The sequence below is a fragment of the Pseudoflavonifractor sp. SW1122 genome, assembly GCF_012027765.1.
GTDB classification, from domain to species: domain Bacteria; phylum Bacillota; class Clostridia; order Oscillospirales; family Oscillospiraceae; genus Enterenecus; species Enterenecus faecium.
Genome location: NZ_SJOS01000053.1, coordinates 1 through 18,251, shown reverse-complemented (window position 1 = coordinate 18,251; position 18,251 = coordinate 1). Strand labels below are relative to the sequence as shown.

Annotated in this window: 18 protein-coding genes, 1 tRNA gene and 1 pseudogene; 13 read left to right on the top strand and 7 right to left on the bottom strand. The window is 59.5% G+C overall.

What is annotated here, in order from left to right; genetic code table 11:
* The first annotated feature begins 396 nt into the window (after positions 1-396).
* From metA to E0L15_RS10385, 7 genes are all read left to right on the top strand, one after another.
* Positions 397-1,323 (top strand): homoserine O-succinyltransferase, encoded by a 927-nt coding sequence (gene metA, locus E0L15_RS10415; RefSeq protein WP_087230757.1) that lies wholly within the window; start codon positions 397-399, stop codon positions 1,321-1,323.
* Positions 1,313-1,975, top strand: a complete 663-nt coding sequence (locus E0L15_RS10410) for an HD domain-containing protein (RefSeq protein ID WP_087391158.1) — start codon at positions 1,313-1,315, stop codon at positions 1,973-1,975. Before metA ends, E0L15_RS10410 begins: the two co-directional genes overlap by 11 nt.
* A 1-nt stretch (position 1,976) precedes the next feature.
* Positions 1,977-3,563, top strand: a complete 1,587-nt coding sequence (locus tag E0L15_RS10405) for an FAD-dependent protein (RefSeq protein WP_168125542.1) — start codon at positions 1,977-1,979, stop codon at positions 3,561-3,563.
* Between the two features lie 57 nt (positions 3,564-3,620).
* Positions 3,621-4,190, top strand: coding sequence for an RNA polymerase sigma factor (locus E0L15_RS10400; RefSeq protein WP_087230767.1), 570 nt, complete (start codon positions 3,621-3,623; stop codon positions 4,188-4,190).
* Position 4,191: 1 nt separating this feature from the next.
* Positions 4,192-5,700, top strand: coding sequence for a PepSY domain-containing protein (locus E0L15_RS10395; protein ID WP_168125541.1), 1,509 nt, complete (start codon positions 4,192-4,194; stop codon positions 5,698-5,700).
* 102 nt (positions 5,701-5,802) lie between these two features.
* Positions 5,803-6,903: a flagellin lysine-N-methylase gene (gene fliB, locus E0L15_RS10390; RefSeq protein WP_168125540.1), complete on the top strand. Its 1,101-nt coding sequence runs from the start codon at positions 5,803-5,805 to the stop codon at positions 6,901-6,903.
* A gap of 17 nt (positions 6,904-6,920) precedes the next feature.
* Complete coding sequence (locus E0L15_RS10385) at positions 6,921-8,285, top strand: aldehyde dehydrogenase (RefSeq protein ID WP_168125539.1); 1,365 nt, start codon at positions 6,921-6,923, stop codon at positions 8,283-8,285.
* A gap of 40 nt (positions 8,286-8,325) precedes the next feature.
* Here the strand turns inward: E0L15_RS10385 and idi are convergent, their stop codons facing one another.
* The 5 genes from idi to E0L15_RS10360 are packed head-to-tail and all read right to left on the bottom strand — an operon-like array spanning position 8,326 to position 10,700.
* Complete coding sequence (idi, locus tag E0L15_RS10380; RefSeq protein WP_168125538.1) at positions 8,326-8,835, bottom strand: isopentenyl-diphosphate Delta-isomerase; 510 nt, start codon at positions 8,833-8,835, stop codon at positions 8,326-8,328.
* A gap of 1 nt (position 8,836) precedes the next feature.
* The gene (locus E0L15_RS10375; RefSeq protein WP_168125537.1) at positions 8,837-9,220 is read right to left on the bottom strand and encodes a hypothetical protein; all 384 of its coding nucleotides are present in this window, start codon (positions 9,218-9,220) and stop codon (positions 8,837-8,839) included.
* 5 nt (positions 9,221-9,225) lie between these two features.
* Positions 9,226-9,786 carry a UbiX family flavin prenyltransferase gene (locus E0L15_RS10370; protein WP_168125536.1) on the bottom strand — a complete coding sequence of 187 codons (561 nt, stop codon included), beginning with the start codon at positions 9,784-9,786 and terminating at the stop codon, positions 9,226-9,228.
* 17 nt (positions 9,787-9,803) lie between these two features.
* The gene (locus tag E0L15_RS10365) at positions 9,804-10,469 is read right to left on the bottom strand and encodes a LysR family transcriptional regulator substrate-binding protein (RefSeq protein ID WP_168125535.1); all 666 of its coding nucleotides are present in this window, start codon (positions 10,467-10,469) and stop codon (positions 9,804-9,806) included.
* Between the two features lie 6 nt (positions 10,470-10,475).
* Entirely contained in the window at positions 10,476-10,700 is a 225-nt protein-coding gene (locus tag E0L15_RS10360; RefSeq protein WP_158099856.1) for a LysR family transcriptional regulator, read from the bottom strand.
* Positions 10,701-10,914: 214 nt separating this feature from the next.
* Here E0L15_RS10360 and E0L15_RS10355 point away from each other — a divergent pair, with 214 nt between their 5' ends.
* Positions 10,915-12,387: a UbiD family decarboxylase gene (locus E0L15_RS10355; protein ID WP_168125534.1), complete on the top strand. Its 1,473-nt coding sequence runs from the start codon at positions 10,915-10,917 to the stop codon at positions 12,385-12,387.
* A gap of 117 nt (positions 12,388-12,504) precedes the next feature.
* Positions 12,505-12,660, top strand: a pseudogene (locus E0L15_RS10350) (DUF554 family protein); the annotation flags it as partial.
* 132 nt (positions 12,661-12,792) lie between these two features.
* Here E0L15_RS10350 and E0L15_RS10345 read toward each other — a convergent pair.
* A complete protein-coding gene (locus tag E0L15_RS10345; RefSeq protein WP_087230798.1) occupies positions 12,793-13,110 on the bottom strand; it encodes a DUF6465 family protein in 318 nt (105 codons plus the stop codon).
* 207 nt (positions 13,111-13,317) lie between these two features.
* Positions 13,318-13,404 (bottom strand) — tRNA-Leu (locus E0L15_RS10340).
* Positions 13,405-13,558: 154 nt separating this feature from the next.
* Between E0L15_RS10340 and E0L15_RS10335 the strand changes: the two genes are divergently transcribed.
* From E0L15_RS10335 to E0L15_RS10320, 4 genes are all read left to right on the top strand, one after another.
* Positions 13,559-14,128, top strand: a complete 570-nt coding sequence (locus E0L15_RS10335; RefSeq protein WP_168125533.1) for a TetR/AcrR family transcriptional regulator C-terminal domain-containing protein — start codon at positions 13,559-13,561, stop codon at positions 14,126-14,128.
* A 346-nt stretch (positions 14,129-14,474) separates the two neighbouring features.
* On the top strand, positions 14,475-15,836 hold the full coding sequence (locus E0L15_RS10330; RefSeq protein ID WP_168125532.1) for a radical SAM protein: 1,362 nt from the start codon (positions 14,475-14,477) through the stop codon (positions 15,834-15,836).
* A gap of 37 nt (positions 15,837-15,873) precedes the next feature.
* Positions 15,874-17,703, top strand: coding sequence for an ATP-dependent zinc metalloprotease FtsH (gene ftsH / locus E0L15_RS10325; protein WP_168125531.1), 1,830 nt, complete (start codon positions 15,874-15,876; stop codon positions 17,701-17,703).
* Positions 17,700-18,242, top strand: coding sequence for a DUF308 domain-containing protein (locus E0L15_RS10320; protein WP_168125530.1), 543 nt, complete (start codon positions 17,700-17,702; stop codon positions 18,240-18,242). The genes ftsH and E0L15_RS10320 overlap by 4 nt, the downstream gene beginning before the upstream one ends.
* Positions 18,243-18,251 lie beyond the last annotated feature (9 nt).

Here is an 18,251-nt window from a genome sequence, read left to right as displayed (position 1 = left end):
ACCGTTCAAATCAATTTTATTGAAGCTAATCTCTTAACTTCAAAGATATGAATTGATGAGACCCTTCATTTCACTGTGTTACCAGTTTCCATGAAGGACTCGTGTCCTTCTGGTGCTTTTCGTGTTTCTCATTGTTTAATTTACAAGGTACAAACCGCTTCATCAGCGGGATTTTATTGTACCACGCGGTTTTCAACTTGTCAACACCTTTTTCAACTTTTTTCGAAGCTGTTTGGCGTTGTTTTGTTTCGTCCGGGGCACGTTTAGATACTATACCAGCTCTTCTCTCATTTGTCAACACCTTTTTTCAACTTTTTATCGTTTGCTTTTCCCGCCCTCCTGTGGTATCGTAGGTTTGCTATATCTACTATATAATGTAAGAGCGGAGGTATCCCTATGCCCATTCGTATTCCCGACTCCCTGCCTGCTACCAGTGTATTGGAGGGCGAGAATATCTTCGTGATGACAGAGCACCGTGCTCTCCACCAAGACATCCGACCTTTGAATCTTTTGATTCTGAATCTTATGCCCACGAAGATCGTCACCGAGACGCAGCTGCTGCGCAAGCTGTCCAACACTCCCTTACAGATCAATGTACAGCTGCTCAAGACCAGCAGCCACGTCTCTCAGAATACCGACAGCCATCACCTGGACTCCTTCTATACCACCTTCGATCAAATCCGCAACAACCACTATGACGGCATGATCATCACCGGGGCCCCAGTGGAAAACCTGGACTTCGAGGAAGTGGACTATTGGGAGGAGCTGTGTCAGATCATGGAGTGGACTCGCACCCATGTGCACTCCACCTTCCACATCTGCTGGGGCGCTCAGGCCGGGCTGTACTATCACTACCACATTCAAAAGCACACCTTGCCCCACAAGCTGTTTGGCATCTATCAGCACCAGATCATCCGCAAGCAGTCCCCTCTGTTCCGGGGCTTTGACGACCGCTTCTATGCCCCCCACTCCCGATACACCGAGGTGCACCTGGAGGACCTCCAGGCCATCCCCGAGCTGGAGCTGCTGGCGGTATCCGACGAGGCGGGGGTCTTCGGCGTGAAGAGCATGGACAACCGCCGCTTCTTCATCTTCGCCCACCCGGAGTACGACGAGGACACCCTGGCCCGGGAATACTTCCGGGATGTGGACCGTGGCCTGGACATCGCCGTCCCCGCCCACTACTTCCCTCAGGACGACCCTAACCAGGCCCCCATTGTCAACTGGCGGTCCGCCGGACAGCTGCTGTACACCAACTGGCTGAACTACTACGTCTATCAAACCACCCCCTACGACTTACGGGAGATTTCCAATGAAGATTGATTTTGAAGCGGTGCGCAACAACCCTGAAATCCGCACCTATATCACCCAGGCCGATGCCTCTCTGGTGGCCCTGGGCTACACTGAGCACTCCTTTGCCCACGTCACCAAGTGTGCCATGACCGCCGCCCAGCTGTTGCAGGACCTGGGCTACGATGAGCGGCACATTGAGCTGGCCAAGATCGCCGGGTTCATGCACGACATTGGCAACGTCATCAACCGAGTGGACCACGCCCAGAGCGGCGCTGTCATGGCCTTCCGCATTCTGGACAAGATGGGCATGGAGCCTGCCGACGTGGCGGTGGTGATCACCGCCATCGGCAACCACGACGAGCACACCGCTTATCCGGTCAACGCCGTGGCCGCCGCCCTCATTCTGGCGGACAAGAGCGACGTGCGCCGCAGCCGGGTGCGCAACCAGGACACCATTAACTTCGACATTCACGACCGGGTCAACTATGCCGTGGAGAACTCCGACCTGACCCTGGATTCTCAGGCCAAGACTCTGACCCTGTCCATTACCATTGACACCGAGATCTGTGCGGTAATGGACTACTTCGAGATTTTCCTCTCCCGCATGCTCCTGTGCCGCAAGGCCGCCGAGTTCTTCTCTCTGAAATTCCAGTTGGTTATCAACGGTTCTAAGGTGTTGTAATATGCTGCATGTCACCAATCTCCGTCTGCCCATTGACGCAGACCAGACAACCTTATATAAGAAATTGGCCAAGCACCTGGGGGTGTCGGTGAAGGACCTGTCCCAGGTGGTACTCACCCGCCAGTCCATTGACGCGAGGAAAAAGCAGGACGTGCACTACGTCTGTTCGGTACGGGTACAGGTGTCCAACCAGCAGGCGGTGTTAAAGCGTCACCCCAAGGGGGTCACCCTGTGGGAGGAGAAGCCCTACACCCTGCCGCCCCTGGGCCGCACCTCTTCCCTCCCCCCAGTGGTGGTGGGCACCGGCCCCGCCGGACTGTTTGCCGCCCTGACCCTGGCCCGGGCTGGATTGAAACCTATCGTGCTGGAGCGCGGCGGCGACGTGGACCAGCGCACCCAGGCGGTGGAGGCGTACTGGTCCACCGGGAAGCTGGACTCCCGCTCCAACGTACAGTTTGGCGAGGGAGGCGCCGGCACCTTCTCTGACGGCAAGCTCACCACTGGCATCAACGACCCCCGCATCGCCCACGTGTTCCGCACCTTTGTGGAGCACGGGGCCCCCGAGGACATCCAGTGGTCCCACAAGCCCCACATCGGCACCGATATTCTCCGCCAGGTGGTCAAATCCATGCGGGAGGAGCTGATCTCTCTGGGCGCGGAGGTGCGCTTCGACCATCAGCTCACCGGGCTGCACATCCAGGACGGAGCCATCACCGCCGTGGAAATCACCCACGACAGTGAAGTCTACACCCTCCCCTGCGACACCCTAGTGCTGGCCCCCGGCCACTCTGCCCGAGACACCTTCGCCATGCTCCTAGACAGCGGGCTGGCCATGGAGCAGAAGAACTTTGCCATCGGGGTACGCATTGAGCACAAGCAGGAGGCGGTGAGTCAGGCCCAGTTCGGTCCCAGCTGGGACAAGCTGCCCGCTGCCGACTACAAGCTGTCCTGTCACCTGCCCAACGGCCGTTCCGCCTTTACCTTCTGCGTCTGCCCCGGCGGGCAGGTGGTGGCCTCCGCCAGCCAAGACGGGCAAGTGGTCACCAACGGCATGTCCCTGCGGGCCCGGGACCAGGAGAACATCAACGGCGGTTTCCTGGTGGGCGTGGGTCCCGACGACTTCCCCGGAGACGACCCTCTGGCCGGGGTACGATTCCAAGAACAGTGGGAAGAGGCCGCCTGGGCCTACGGTGGCGGCAATCCCATGGCCCCCGCCCAGACGGTAGGGGACTTCCTGGCCGGGCAGCCCTCCTCTGGGCCCCGCTCCATTCTCCCCTCCTATCGGCCCGGGGTGGTATGGGGCAGCCTGGAGGGGGTGCTGCCCGACTATGTACTGGACACCCTGCGCCAAGCCCTCCCCCTCTTTGACCGGAAGCTCAAGGGCTTTGCCACCCCTGAGGCGGTTCTCACCGGCGTGGAGACCCGCTCCTCCTCCCCGGTACGCATCATCCGGGGCCAGGATTACCAGTCCATCTCTGTAAGGGGCGTCTATCCCTGCGGCGAGGGGGCCGGGTACGCCGGAGGCATCACCTCCGCCGCCGTGGACGGCATCAAAGTGGCGGAAGAAATTATTCAAAAAAATTTTTGAGGCACGCGCAATAATTCTGTCCTCTCCTGCGTTATATAGATGAACAGAGGTGAAACCATGATATTATTCACATCGGCTCTGCCCGTTGAGCGCTCCGGGCACGACAGCCACCAGCTGGATGATCTCATCACACGGATGGCCCAGGGAGACAAAGAGGCCCTGGCCAGCCTCTACCAAACCACCAAGGCCGCCGTATACGGTTTTGCTCTGTCGGTACTGAAAGACGTGGACCATGCAGAGGACATTACCCAGGACACCTTTATCCAACTCTATCACAGCGCCGGGTCCTACCGCTCCCAGGGAAAGCCCATGGCCTGGATCATCACCATCACCCGCAATCTGGCCCTGTCCCGGCTCCGGGAGCAGTCCCACACCCTCCCCCTGGAGGAGGCGCATCTGGCCCGGCTCTCCCACAATCCCATGGTGGACCAGGACGACCTGCTCACCTTAGACTCCCTGCTCTCCCTTCTGGATGACCAGGAGCGGCAGATCGTCACCCTTCACGCCCTCACGGGGCTCAAGCACCGGGAGATCGCCCAGCTGTTGTCCCTGCCCTTACCCACAGTTCTTTCCAAGTACCATCGTTCCATTAAAAAGCTTAACGCCGCATGGAAGGAGGCAGACTGAGATGACCCACGAGGAAATTCACAAGCGAATTCAACAGGCGGCCACCCACGCTGCCCCCGATCAGTTGGATGCCATCCTTTCCGCCTGCGAGGAACAGAAAGGAACTGTGATCTCTATGAAAAACAATTCTAATAAGCGCCGCTGGATCGCCCCCCTCTCCGCCGCAGCCGCCCTGGCCATTGTGGCCGGCAGTATCTTTGGCATCTCCCGTTTCCAACAGGCAAGTGCCGCCGACTCGGTGGTGACCCTGGACATCAACCCCAGCATCGCCCTGTCCGTCAACAACAAGGAGACTGTCACCACTGCCACCCCTCTCAACGATGACGCCAAGGACATCATGGGCGGCATGGAGCTGGAGGGCACCAACCTGGAGACCGCCGTCAACGCCATCATCGGCGCCTGCCTCCAGAAGGGGTATCTGGACGAGCTGGAGAACGCCATTCTGGTATCGGTGGAGAACGCTGACGCCGACACCGCCACCCAGCTCCAGAACGAGCTCACCACCACCATCTCCGGCGCCTTCCAGTCCGGGGCCATCCTCACCCAGACCGTCACCGTGGACGACGACCTGGCCCAGCTGGCCCAGCAGTACAACATCTCCGCCGGAAAGGCCAGCCTCATCCAGGAGGTCATCGCTCAGGACAGCACCCTCACCTTTGAGTCCCTGGCCCCCCTGTCCATGAGCGAGATCTCCCTCATCGCCTCCTCCCGCAACCTGACTACCACCGGGGTGTCCCAGACCGGCACCACCAGCGATCAGGCCTACATCGGCCAGGACGCCGCCTTGCAGGCCGCCTGCGACCACGCCGGCATCGCCACCAGCGATGTGCAGGGGCTGAGCACCGAGTTTGGTTGGTCCAAGGGCGTCATGGTGTACGAGCTGGACTTTTGCAGCGGCGGCACCGAGTACGAGTACGACATCAACGCCACGGACGGCAGTGTGGTGAAGAACGAGCAGGAGCCCTGCGACCACACCTGGCACACCAGTTCCGGTAACACCGGCGCTCAGGGCAACACCACCTTCATCGGCGAGTCTGCCGCCACCACCGCCGCTCTGTCCCATGCCAAGGTGGACCAGAGCGCCGCCCAGTCCCTCACCGTGAAGCTGGACGAGGACGACGGCGTGACCTACTACGAAATTGAGTTCTGCTCTGCCGGAGTGGAATACGACTATGAGATCAACGCCACCACGGGCGACGTGGTAAAGTTCGAGCAGGACACCTGCGATCACTACGCCCACCGCTCTGCATCCAACAACTCCACCAACCAGAATCAGAACCAAGGAACCTCCACCGGGTCCTACATCGGCTATGACGCCGCCCTCCAGGCCGCTTGCAAGCACGCTGGAGTGGACGCCTCTCAGGTCTCCCGGCTGGAAAATGAGCTGGACCACGACGATGGCGTGGCCCGCTACGAGATCTCCTTCCATGTGGGCAACATGGAGTATGAGTACGAAATCAACGCCACCAACGGCCAAGTTCTGAAATACGAGTCTGAGCGAGACGATTGACGTGGCGCACACCTACAAGACCCGGCACAGAGAAGCTCTCGTGCCGGGTCCTTGCTTTTTCCCGCCCGTTTGGCTATACTGTCACCCAAAGGAGGAATCACTGTGCTCCATCGTCATCCCAACTATTATCCCGGTTTCCGCTGCCTGGGCGGCGCCTGTCCCGACACCTGCTGCCGGGACTGGGACATTGTCCTGGATGAGGAGACCCTCTCCGACTACCAACACGCCCCCGCTTCCCTGGCCCAGCGTCTCCAAGAGAGCCTCACCACCGACGAGGAGGGAGACACCTGCTTCCGCCTGGACCATCGGGGCTTTTGTACCATGCTCACCCCGGACGGGCTATGCGCCATCCAAAAGGAGTGGGGGGAGTCCCATCTGTGCGACCACTGCGCCGCCTATCCCCGATTCATCGAGGAGTACGGCAACCTCACCGAGGCCTCCCTGGCTATATCCTGCCCCGAGGTGGCCCGGCTGCTGCTGGAGAGCCCCGCGTTCCAGGTGGAAGAGGTGGACGACGGCCACCCGGACCAGCCCTTCCCCGATATCCCGCCCCAGCTGCTCGTCGGACTGGAAACCACCCGGCAAGCGGTCCTGGACGGGATGGAGGAGCAGCAGTACACCCTCTGGGAACGCCTACAAGGGGTGCTGTATTTGGCGGACACGCTACAGGACTCCATCGACAGCGAGGACTACCCAGCCATGGCCCAGGCCGTCCTCTCCATCCGCCCCCTCTCCTCCACCGGGAACGGGAAAGAATTCGCCCAGACCCTGTGTCGGTTCTTCTCCTCCCTGGAGCCCCTGCGTCCCACCTGGCCCCAGCGTCTGAGCCAGTGCTTCCAGCTGCTAGAGGGTCTGACCGAGGCGGAGTACCAGAACCTATGCCGCCGCTTCGAGGGCCAGTTCCCCCAGTGGCAGCGCCACCTCACCAACGTGGCGGAGTATCTTCTCTTCCGCCACTGGCATAAAACCGTCAACGATGACCAACTCTATGGACGGGCGGCCTTTGTCTCGTGCAGCACGATTCTACTCTACCATCTGTTCCTCACCCAGTGGGCAGAGCGAGAAGCCCTCAGCCAGGCGGAGGAAATTGCCCTCTGCTGCGCCTTCAGCCGGGAGGTGGAGCACATGGAGGAGAACCTGGACCTGGCCATCGACACCTGTGCTGCCCTGTCCCCCGACGCCATCCACTTCCCCCAATGTTAAAAGGAGTTCAACACCCCATGGATATTTCCACTCTGGTTTCCAACCAACACGCCCACTTCCGCTCTGGAGCCACCCTGCCTGCGGCCGTCCGTCTGGACGCTCTGGACCGTCTGCGCCGCAACATCCTAGCCATGCAGCCAGACATTGAGGCAGCCCTCCAGGCAGATTTGGGCAAGCACCCCTATGAGAGCTACTTCTGTGAGATTGGGCAAGTGCTGGAGGAGCTCTCCTACCTCCGCTCCCACCTGCGCCGCTGGGCCAAGCCCCGGAGGGTGCACACCCCCATGACTCTGTTTCCCGCCAAGAGCCGCCGCTACCCCCAGCCCTATGGGGTGGTGTTGGTGATGTCCCCCTGGAACTATCCCTTTATGCTGTCTCTGACCCCGGTGCTGGGAGCCATCGCCGCAGGCAACTGCGTCATTCTCAAGCCCTCCGCCTATGCCCCCGCCACCTCCAAGGTGCTCTCCCAACTCATCGCCGCCACCTTCGAGCCCCAGTATGTGGCGGTGGTGGAGGGAGGCCGGGCGGAGAACTCCGCCCTTCTGGATCAGCGTGTGGACTACATCTTCTTCACCGGCGGGGTCACCGTGGGCAAAGAAGTGATGCGCCGGGCCGCCCAGAACCTCATCCCCGTGACCCTGGAGCTGGGCGGCAAGAGCCCCTGCATTGTGGACGAGACCGCCGACCTGGCTCTGGCCGCCAAGCGCATCGTGTTTGGTAAGTTCCTCAACGCCGGACAGACCTGTGTGGCCCCAGACTATGTGCTGGTGCAGCAGGAGGTGAAAGACCAGCTGGTGGAGCAGCTGAAAAAGACTCTCCTCGACGCTCTGGGGGACGACCCCCTGTCCAACCCCGAGTACGGCAAGATCGTCAACGACAAGCACTACCGCCGCATTCTGGGTCTACTGGAGGGCCAGACCATCCTTTTGGGCGGACAGGCCCGGGACGGCAAGATCGCCCCCACCCTGCTGGACCAGGTAGACCCCCAGTCCCCGGTGATGCAGGAGGAGATTTTCGGCCCCGTCCTCCCCATTCTCTCCTACGCCACACCCCAGGATGTGGTGGACTTTGTCTCCAATCGGGAGAAGCCTCTGGCCCTGTACCTCTTCTCCAGGAGCCGGGAGATGCAAGACCTGGTGACCTCCCGTCTATCCTTCGGCGGTGGTTGCTTCAACGACACCATTCTGCACCTGGCCACCCCCTACCTACCCTTCGGCGGGGTGGGCAACAGCGGCATGGGGGCCTACCACGGCAAAGCCAGCTTCGACACCTTCACTCATTATAAAAGCATCTTGGTGGGCGGCCAGCAGGTGGACGTGCCTCTGCGCTACCACCCCTACACCCCCTCCAAGTTCAACCTCTTGAAACGGTTCCTGAAATGACAACAAGCTGCGGCGCAATTATCTCTGCGCCGCAGCTCTTTTACTTCATGTGGTTGATTGCCATAGGAAAGGCGGTGATGAACCAGGGGGCAAAGCGGGCGGGGTCTTGGATGAGGAGGGAGAGAATCTCCTCCTTGGTGTACCACCGGGTCTCCATGATTTCCTCCGGGTTGGGGGTCACCGGTCCGGAATAGGCCCCCACAAACACATGGTCATACTCATACTCGTACAGGTCTGGGGCGAACTGGTGGCGGTAGACGAAGCTGCCCACCTCCCGGCAGGGGCAGGACACCCCCAGCTCATCCATGAGCCTGCGCTGCACCGCCACCTCCAGCGTCTCCCCATCCCGGGGATGGGAGCAGCAGGAGTTGGCCCACAGCCCGCCGGAGTGGTATTTGTGGAGGGCCCGGCGCTGGAGGAGCACCCGCTCCCCGTCATACAAAAAGATGGAGAACGCCCGGTGGAGCAGCCCCCTCCGGTGGCACTCCTCCTTCCCCATGGTGCCCACTGGCACGTCCAGGGGGTCTACACAGATCAGCAGGTCTTCCATGTCATTGGCCTCCCATCTTCTCGTACGCCTCCGCCGCCTGTTGGGCCGCCTGGGTACAGTTGTCCATCATCTCTTTAATCTGAGCCTGGCTGGCGTGGTCCAGATGCAGCCCGGCACAGATGCACACCGTCTCGTTGGTAGCAAGGCAGAGCGTTTCTGCCACCGTCTGAGCGGCATACACGTCCTTGTGCCCGGGGCCGCAGACGGTGCTGAGGTCCGCTGTGAGCCCCTCTCCCGAGGACTTGGGCCGGGGCACGGCGTAGGCCACGCCACCCACATGGGCCACACCTCCGGTGAGGAAGCCGCACAGGCCCCGCCCCTGGGTGGTGGAGAGGGTGAGACGGACGGCGCAGGGGTCGCTGCCCACCTTCACTTCCAAATCCATGCCCCTCACCCCTTCCACGGCTGGAACCGCTCATAGTCCAGGTCAAACTGCATGAGAATTTTTCCGATGATGTGGTCCACCTGGTCCTGGGCGGTGGGGTAGTCGCTGTAAAAGGTGAGCATAGGCGGAATGATCACATACCCCGCCTCGCAGGCAGTGAGCAGGTTGCGGCAGTGGATGCGGTTGAGAGGCATCTCCCGGGGCACCACCACCACCCGGCGGTTCTCTTTCAGGCACACGTCCGCCGCCCGCACAATGAGGTCCTCGTCATAGGCGTTGGCCAATCCCGAGAGGGTCTTCATACTGCACGGGAGAATGATCATCCCGTCGGTGCGGTAGGAACCGCTGGAAATGGCGGCTGCCAGATTGTCCACGTCATAGGTGTAGTCCGCCAGCTTCTTCAGCTCTTCCAAGTCTATGGAGGTCTCCCGCTGGAAGATCACCTCTGCTCCTCGACTGATCACCAGGTGGGTCTCCACCTGGGGCATGTGGTGGAGCACCTCCAACAGTCTGGCCCCCATCTGCACCCCCGTGGCGCCGCTGATTGCTACAATAAGCCGTTTCATGTCTGTGTCTCGTCCTTTCATGGTTCCTGGGCCAGTATGCCCTGCTGTGCAAAGAACTCATAGAGGTGTTCCGCCCCAGCAGACAGGTGGGCGTGCTTGAGGCGCACCACCCCGATGAGGGACTCCATGTCCCCCCTGAGGTCCTTGCAGCACAGATCTGGGAACAGGTCGGTATTCACCAGGGCTTTGGGCAGGATGGTCACCCCCAGCCCTGAGTTTACCAGGCTGAGCAGGTACCGGTGCCGGGCGGCGGTGTAGATTACCGAAGGATGGAAGTTCTCCCGGTGGAACTGCCGGACACACAAGTTGTGCAGCACCGACTCGTCGCTCATGAGCACAAAGGGCAGATGGGAGAGCTGAGAGAGGGAGACGGATTCCTCCGGCGGGATTCCCTCCTGGGTGTTCCGGTACACCAGCACCAGCTTGTCCCGATAGATGGGGTGGAACTCGTATACCTCCGGGTCCAGCTCGTCCATACGCACCACGGCGAAATCCAGCTTGCCGTGGTCCAGCAGGGGAATCAGCTTGCCCTGGTTGTCCTCGGTGATGTTCACCTGCACCCGCTCCATGGCCACCTGATAGGAGGTCAGCCGCTCCAGCAGGCGGTATCCCTGCTCCAGAGGCAAAATTCCCATGGAGATGGTCTTCTTGGCGCTGCTGTACTGCTCCATGTCCTGGAGCATGGCCTTTTAGGTATTGTTGAGCTTTCTGGCATATTCCAGAAATGCAGTGCCGCCTGGGGTGAGGGCAATTTTGTTGTTGGTCCGGTCAAACAGCTGGACGTTGAGCTCGGATTCCAGGGACTTGATCTGTTTGGAGAGGGAGGACTGGGAGATGAACGTCTCGCTGGCCGCCGCAGAAAACCCACCCCAATTCACGATGTCCAGAAAGTGTTGGATCTGTGCCATGGTCATGTTCATTCCCCCTTGTTTTTACTCTTATCTTATGGATTTTACTACGTCTGACACCTCTCATGCAACTCCCCACACCAAAAATTCTCCATCGATTTTGGGAATAGGCGCACCACCTTTGTGAATTGCCCCCCAAAGTTTGCGGGGTGTATACTTTACGATAAGGTATGCTCTGCCAGACAGAGCCCCACAATGTCTAGAAAAGAGTGTGATTCACATGGCAAACATCAACGATTTGCGTTCTGCGCTGGAGCTGCTCCAGACCGTAGACGGGCAGTATGTGGAGACCGACGTGGAAGTGGACCCCAACGCCGAGCTCTCCGGCGTGTATCGCTATGTCGGCGCCGGCGGCACCGTCTCCCGTCCCACCCGGGAAGGCCCCGCCATGGTGTTCAATAACGTGAAGGGTCACCCCGACGCCCGGGTGGCCATCGGCGTACTGGCCAGCCGCAAGCGGGTGGGCTATCTGCTGGGGGAAAAGCCTGAAAACCTGGGCAAGCTGCTCAACCGGGCCGTGTCCAACCCCATTCCCCCTGTGGTGGTAGATGCCTCCAAGGCCCAGTGCCAAGAGGTGGTGCACTACGCCACCGAGGAGGGCTTTGATATCTGCAAGCTCATCCCCGCCCCCACCAACACCGAGGAGGACGCCGGCCCCTACATCACCATGGGCCTGTGCTATGCCTCTGACCCAGAGACAAAAGAGTCTGACATCACCATCCACCGCCTGTGCCTGCAGAGCAAGGACGAGATCTCCATGTACTTCGTCCCCGGCGCCCGCCATCTTGGCGTATTCCGGGAGAAGGCGGAGGCCATGGGCAAGCCCCTGCCCATCTCCATCAGCGTGGGCGTGGACCCCGCCATTGAAATTGCCGCCTGCTTCGAGCCCCCCACGACCCCCCTGGGCTACAACGAGCTGGGCGCCGCTGGCGGCATTCGTGGTAAGGCTGTGGAACTGGTCCCCTGCCTGACCATTGACGAGAAGTGCATTGCCAACGCCGAGTACGTCATTGAGGGCGAGCTCATCCCCAACGCCCGGGTGCGGGAGGACATCAACACCGATTCCGGCAAGGCCATGCCTGAGTTCTCCGGCTACACCGGTGTGGCCAACCCTGCGGTCCCCATCATCAAGGTCAAGGCTGTGACCACCCGCAGAAATCCCATCATGCAGTCCTGCATTGGCCCCAGCGAGGAGCATGTGTCCATGGCGGGCATCCCCACCGAGGCCAGCATTCTGGCCATGGTGGAGCGTGCCATGCCCGGCAAGCTGCAAAATGTGTACTGCGCCTCCTGCGGCGGCGGCAAGTACATGGCCGTACTGCAATTTAAGAAGTCCATGCCCTCCGACGAGGGCAGTCAGCGCCAGGCTGCCCTGCTGGCCTTCTCCGCCTTCAGCGAGCTCAAGCACGTGTTCCTGGTGGACGAGGATGTGGACTGCTTTGACCTCAGCGACGTCATCTGGGCCATGAACACCCGCTTCCAGGCGGATGTGGACCTCATCCCCATCCCCGGCGTGCGCTGCCATCCCCTGGACCCCTCCAACGATCCCACCATCTCTCCCTCCATCCGGGACCACGGCATCGCCTGCAAGGCCATTTTTGACTGCACCGTCCCCTTCGATCAGAAGCACCGCTTCCAGCGCTCCAAGTTCAAGGAGCTGGACCCCAAAAAGTGGGTGCCTGATCTGTTCTAACCTGCGCTTCCATCTAGAAAGGAGAGAGAACCTATGCCAATTGGCGTGATGATCAACGCCCTGTCCGTGGTGGTGGGCGGCCTTGTGGGGGCCGTGGCCGGAGGGCTTTTGAAAGACGACTTCAAAGCCTGCGGCGGCTTCATCATGCTGGCCACCGGCTTCCGTATGATCAAGGTGAAGATGTTCCCCATCGCCGATATGGTGCCCGCCATGATCTTGGTCATGCCCATATCCGCCCTCTGGGTCAACTACATCATGCCCCTGGTCTCTTAAGACAGGATCGCAACGGGCAGCAGAACGCACAGTCCTGCGACCCGCTCTCTGTAGATAGAAAAACAGCGAGGTCGAGAAACCCCTTTGGGATTTCCTGACCTCGCTGTTTTTGACGCTTGTGTCGCCTCAATCTCAGAGCTCCACGCTGCCGGTCTCGGTGTCGTTGACCACATAGTAAGCCAGACCCTCTTCGGGCTTGACGTACACGCAGAACTTCTTCATGGAGGTAGCCTTGTTGCCCTGGGCCAGGTAATCTTCCTTGGCCTTCTTCACAACCTCAGCCATGTCCCACTCCTTGCCAGCAAACTGCACGTAAGCCAGCTCCACCTTCTTGGGGGCGGCGGTACGGGTGGTCTTCTTCACAGGCTGCTCCACAACCTTCTTCTCCAAAGAGGCTTCAACCTTGGGCTCGGTCACGGTCTTCTTCTGAGCCGCTGTCACTCTCGCCATCTTAATTTCCTCCTTTCACTTCATCTATCCAAGTGAATGTAACAGACTTGCTTTTGCAAATCTTGGTCTATTCTACTCCCTTTTCCCATGGTTTGCAAGGCATACGCACCATTTCTTCCCTTTTGAACAGGAGTACGCAGACATATATTCCATGATTAGGAAGTATTCCACAAAAGAAAAAGGACACACGTCCAACGTGTGTCCTTTTGGTGCGCGAGGCGGGAGTCGAACCCGCACGCCCTTGCGAGCACTGGCACCTGAAGCCAGCGAGTCTACCAATTCCACCACTCGCGCAAGTGGCTTGGTTGCCTCAGCAACGGAAGTAATAATACCACGGAAGCGGGCAGCTGTCAACACCTTTTTTCAATTTTTTCTCTCCTCCCTTGGCTGTCTTGAGAAAGCGGGCATGGTGTGGTAAACTGATGGATAAATCAGAGGAGGGACAAGAATGGCAGACTCCAATATCACAAAGCGCGCCTTGGCAACAGCCCTGCGGGCACTTATGGCAGAGCTGCCATTTGAAAAGATCAACGTCTCTCACATCTGTGAGCGCTGTCAGATGAACCGCAAGAGCTTCTACTACCACTTCAAAGACAAGTACGATCTGGTGAACTGGATTTTCGACACGGAGTTCATCGCCCTGATTCAGGGTGCCCACCCAGACGACACCTACCAGGAGCACTGGTCCTTCATCCAGCGTGCCTGCGAATATTTCTACCAAAATCATGACTTCTACCGCAAGGTTCTACAAGTCCAGGGGCAAAACTCCTTCCGTGATCACTTTCGGGAGTATATCCGCCCCCTCACGACGGACCGTCTGGAGCACCTGCTGGACTCAGACCAAATTGACGAGTTTGCCATCAACTTTTTTGCCGATGGAGTCATCTGCGCCATGGAGCGCTGGCTGCTGACCAAGGACTGCATGCCCCCTGAGGAATTTGTGGCTAAAAACCGGACGTTCATCGAACAGAGCGCCGCCTCCATCTGCCGGGAAGTGGAGGCAGCCAAACAAAACTAGCCCGCCCCTTTTCAGCACACCTGATAGGCCGTACCGCAGCAGATGCGGTACGGCCTTTTTCATATCTCTCCCCCAGGCCAAGCCCGCTCCAAGACCTGGGACAGCCCGTCCGTGCAATTAGCACATAGACAAGACTCCTTCCGAGAATGCCGGCTAGTTCCTATGGTAGACACCTCCATGCTGTGCTTCAATGCACACTTGACCCTCACTGTCCCAGAAGGTAACACTTTGGGGAAAGTGTCCGAATTTTCGACGGATTTCTCAGGATGTCCGGTGACGCGCCCCTTGGAATGCCGTTATAATATGCCTGAAATAGCCAGAACAGGCATAGAAAGGACGGAAAATTATGAGCAGTATCAAAGACGGCATTCAGAATTTTGCTCTGAATCAAGCGCTGAACTATATCGAAGGAAATCCTCAGGAGAACATCCCCAAGCTGATGGCTCTGGTGGACCGTTTGTCCCCAGATGGATGGTATGAGAGCCAGAGAGGCGCTGTGCGCCGGGCCATCGAGGAGAAGAACAACTGGTATCAGCTGATTCTGCGGCTGTACCAGCTGGATCCCGGGGTGCGCAAGGCCTTTTTCCAGAACTTCCTCATCAACGCCAGCTTGAAAGGCAGTGCCACTCAAGACGCCACCCAGGCACGGGAGGGCTGCAATGTCCCCTGGGCCATCCTTCTGGACCCCACCTCCGCCTGCAACATGCACTGCACCGGCTGCTGGGCCGCAGAGTATGGAAACCAGCTCAACCTGAGCCTGGAGACCATCGACTCCATTGTGCATCAGGGCAAGGAACTGGGCACCTATATGTACATCTACACCGGCGGCGAGCCCCTGGTGCGCAAGGCCGATCTGATTCGCATCTGCGAGATGCACCCGGACTGCGAGTTCCTGGCCTTCACCAACGGCACTCTCATCGACGAGGCCTTCTGCCAGGACATGCTGCGGGTGAAGAACTTCGTCCCCGCCCTCTCTCTGGAGGGCTTCGAAGAGGCCAACGACTCCCGCCGAGGCCAAGGGGTGTACCAGAAAGTGAAGCATGCCATGGACCTGCTGAAGTCCCACGGGCTTCCCTTCGGTATCTCCACCTGCTACACCAGCCGCAACTACGCCGACATCACCAGCGAGGCCTTCTTCGACTACATCATTGACAGCGGCGCCCTGTTCGTCTGGTTCTTCCACTACATGCCCGTGGGCAATGCCGCCGCCACCGAGCTGCTCCCCACCCCTCAGCAGCGGGAAGAGGTCTACCACCGCATCCGGGAGTTCCGCAAGACCAAGGCCATCTTCTCCATGGACTTCCAAAACGATGCCGAGTATGTGGGCGGCTGCATCGCCGGTGGCCGCAGATATCTGCACATCAACGCCAAGGGCGACGTGGAACCCTGCGTGTTCATCCACTATTCCAACTGCAACATCCACGACACCACCCTGCTAGACGCCCTGAAGAGCCCCATCTTCATGGCCTATCACAACAATCAGCCCTTCAACAACAACATGCTCCGCCCCTGCCCCATGTTGGAGAACCCGGAGGCCCTGCGGGCCATGGTCAAGGAGACCGGAGCCGTCAGCACCGACTACCAGAGCCCGGAGAGCGTGGACCATCTCTGTGACAAGACCACGCCCTACGCGGAGAACTGGAAGCCCACCGCAGACAGCCTTTGGACGGGCTGCGCCAGCTGCTCTGCCTGCGGCAAGGAAGAGTGACCCTCCCGCTTTCTGAGTTCACAAAGGGGGAATCACAATGAAGGAAGTTAAGTCACCCAAAAAGCCACTGATCTATTACTACGGCATTGTATTGCTCATCATCCTCCTCTTCAACCTGCTCATCACCCCCCTGCTCTCCCGTCAACAGGTGACCGAGGTGGACTACGGCACCTTCATGGACATGATCGACGACAAGGACATAGGCACGGTGCAAGTGGAAGACTCTCAAATTCTCTTCACCGACAAAGAGGACACCGTGGTCTACAAGACCAGCCCTATGGAGGACCCCACCCTGGCCCAGCGGCTCCACGAGGCCGGCGCCCGATTTGACCGGGTCATTGAGGAGCCCATCTCCCCCATCTGGAGCTTCCTGCTCACCTTTGTGCTGCCCATCCTCATCTTCGTGGCGCTGGGCCAGTACATGAACAAAAAGCTCATGGAGCAGATGGGCGGCGGCAAGAACTCCATGTCCTTCGGCATGGGGAAAAGCAACGCCAAGGTGTACGTGCAGTCCACCAAGGGCATCCGCTTCTCCGACGTGGCGGGAGAAGATGAGGCCAAGGAGAGTCTGGCTGAGATTGTGGACTACCTGCACAATCCCGAAAAGTACACCCAGGCCGGGGCAGCCATGCCCAAAGGTATCCTGCTGGTAGGCCCTCCCGGCACCGGTAAAACCATGCTGGCCAAGGCGGTGGCCGGAGAGGCCAATGTGCCCTTCTTCTCCATCTCCGGCTCGGAGTTTGTGGAGATGTTCGTGGGCATGGGCGCCTCCCAGGTCCGAGACCTGTTCAAGCAGGCCAAGGAGAAGGCCCCCTGCATCGTCTTCATCGACGAGATCGACGCCATCGGCCAAAAGCGTAACGCCGGTGGCTACGGGGGCAACGACGAGCGAGAGCAGACCCTAAACCAGCTGCTCACCGAGATGGACGGTTTTGAGGAGAACACCGGGGTCATCATCCTGGCGGCCACCAACCGCCCCGAGTCCCTGGACCCCGCCCTCACCCGTCCCGGACGCTTTGACCGCCGGGTTCCGGTGGAGCTGCCCGACCTCCAGGGCCGGGAGGCCATTTTGAAGGTCCATGCCAAGAAGATCAACGCCGCAGACGATGTGGACTTCCACGCCATCGCTCGTATGGCCGCCGGGGCCTCTGGGGCCGAGCTGGCCAACATCATCAACGAGGCCGCGCTGCGGGCTGTACGCAGTGGCCGCACGGTAGTCAACCAGTCTGACCTGGAGGAGAGCATCGAGGTGGTCATCGCCGGGTACCAGAAGAAAAACGCCGTCCTCTCCGACCACGAGAAGCGGGTAGTGGCCTATCACGAGATCGGCCACGCCCTGGTGGCGGCCAAACAGAACAACTCCGCCCCGGTGCAGAAAATCACCATCATCCCCCGCACCTCCGGTACCCTGGGCTACACCATGCAGGTGGAGACCGGGGACAAGTATCTGATGAGTAAGGAGGAGATCGAAAACAAGATCGCCACCTTCACCGGAGGCCGGGCCGCCGAAGAGGTGGTCTTTGGCTCCGTGACCACCGGAGCCTTCAATGACATTGAGCAGGCCACCAAGCTGGCTCGGGCCATGATCAGCCGGTATGGCATGTGCGACGAGTTTGACATGGTGGCCCTGGAAACAGTGAACAACCAGTACCTGGGCGGCGACACCTCTCTGGCCTGCTCCCCCGACACCCAGCGGGAGATCGACCGCAAGGTGGTGGAGCTGGTGCGGACTCAGCATCAGAAAGCCAAGGCTCTCCTGGAAGAAAACCGGGCCAAGCTGGACGAGTTGGCCAACTACCTCTACGAGAAGGAGACCATCACCGGGGAGGAGTTCATGGAAATTCTAACGGGAGGGGACCAACCATGAGAAGACATTCCGGTTTCGGATGGCTTGAACTGATCATCGGTATACTCCTGGTGATTCTGGGCATCTGGGCCCTAGCGGCCCCTGGCATCGCCCTCAAGAGCATGGTGTTTGCCTACGGCCTGGCCGCCGTCATCATGGGGATCGCAGATATCGTCCTGTTCATCGAAGTGGACCGCTACACAGGATTGGGCCCTGTGATCGCCCTGGTCTCCGGCATTCTCAGTGTCATGTCCGGTATCATGCTGCTGGTATACCCCACTGCCGGGGCCCTGGTGCTCACCCTGCTGTTCCCCATCTGGTTTATCGCCCACTGCATGTCCCGGCTGTCCCATCTGGGTTACATTCGCCTGGTCTGTGGGGATGGGGTGTACTACTTCACCATGATCATCCACATCATCGGTCTGATTCTGGGGTTCCTGATGCTCTTCAGCCCCCTGCTCACCTTCACGTCCATCCACTATTTTGCCAGCGCTTATTTGATCTTGTTGGGCATTGACAGCATGGTCACTGCCATGAGTCCCATGGGAACCAGGCGCTAAACCAACGAA

Bases quoted from the DNA above. Each gene is read 5' to 3' on its own strand.
- metA (WP_087230757.1), top strand. From the start codon at position 397: ATGCCCATTCGTATTCCCGACTCCCTGCCTGCTACCAGTGTATTGGAG.
- E0L15_RS10355 (WP_168125534.1), top strand. From the start codon at position 10,915: ATGGCAAACATCAACGATTTGCGTTCTGCGCTGGAGCTGCTCCAGACC.
- E0L15_RS10320 (WP_168125530.1), top strand. From the start codon at position 17,700: ATGAGAAGACATTCCGGTTTCGGATGGCTTGAACTGATCATCGGTATA.
- E0L15_RS10410 (WP_087391158.1), top strand. From the start codon at position 1,313: ATGAAGATTGATTTTGAAGCGGTGCGCAACAACCCTGAAATCCGCACC.
- idi (WP_168125538.1), bottom strand. From the start codon at position 8,835: ATGGAAGACCTGCTGATCTGTGTAGACCCCCTGGACGTGCCAGTGGGC.
- E0L15_RS10385 (WP_168125539.1), top strand. From the start codon at position 6,921: ATGGATATTTCCACTCTGGTTTCCAACCAACACGCCCACTTCCGCTCT.
- E0L15_RS10335 (WP_168125533.1), top strand. From the start codon at position 13,559: ATGGCAGACTCCAATATCACAAAGCGCGCCTTGGCAACAGCCCTGCGG.
- E0L15_RS10405 (WP_168125542.1), top strand. From the start codon at position 1,977: ATGCTGCATGTCACCAATCTCCGTCTGCCCATTGACGCAGACCAGACA.
- E0L15_RS10400 (WP_087230767.1), top strand. From the start codon at position 3,621: ATGATATTATTCACATCGGCTCTGCCCGTTGAGCGCTCCGGGCACGAC.
- E0L15_RS10360 (WP_158099856.1), bottom strand. From the start codon at position 10,700: ATGACCATGGCACAGATCCAACACTTTCTGGACATCGTGAATTGGGGT.
- E0L15_RS10365 (WP_168125535.1), bottom strand. From the start codon at position 10,469: ATGCTCCAGGACATGGAGCAGTACAGCAGCGCCAAGAAGACCATCTCC.
- E0L15_RS10395 (WP_168125541.1), top strand. From the start codon at position 4,192: ATGACCCACGAGGAAATTCACAAGCGAATTCAACAGGCGGCCACCCAC.
- E0L15_RS10345 (WP_087230798.1), bottom strand. From the start codon at position 13,110: ATGGCGAGAGTGACAGCGGCTCAGAAGAAGACCGTGACCGAGCCCAAG.
- ftsH (WP_168125531.1), top strand. From the start codon at position 15,874: ATGAAGGAAGTTAAGTCACCCAAAAAGCCACTGATCTATTACTACGGC.
- E0L15_RS10330 (WP_168125532.1), top strand. From the start codon at position 14,475: ATGAGCAGTATCAAAGACGGCATTCAGAATTTTGCTCTGAATCAAGCG.
- E0L15_RS10375 (WP_168125537.1), bottom strand. From the start codon at position 9,220: ATGGATTTGGAAGTGAAGGTGGGCAGCGACCCCTGCGCCGTCCGTCTC.
- E0L15_RS10370 (WP_168125536.1), bottom strand. From the start codon at position 9,786: ATGAAACGGCTTATTGTAGCAATCAGCGGCGCCACGGGGGTGCAGATG.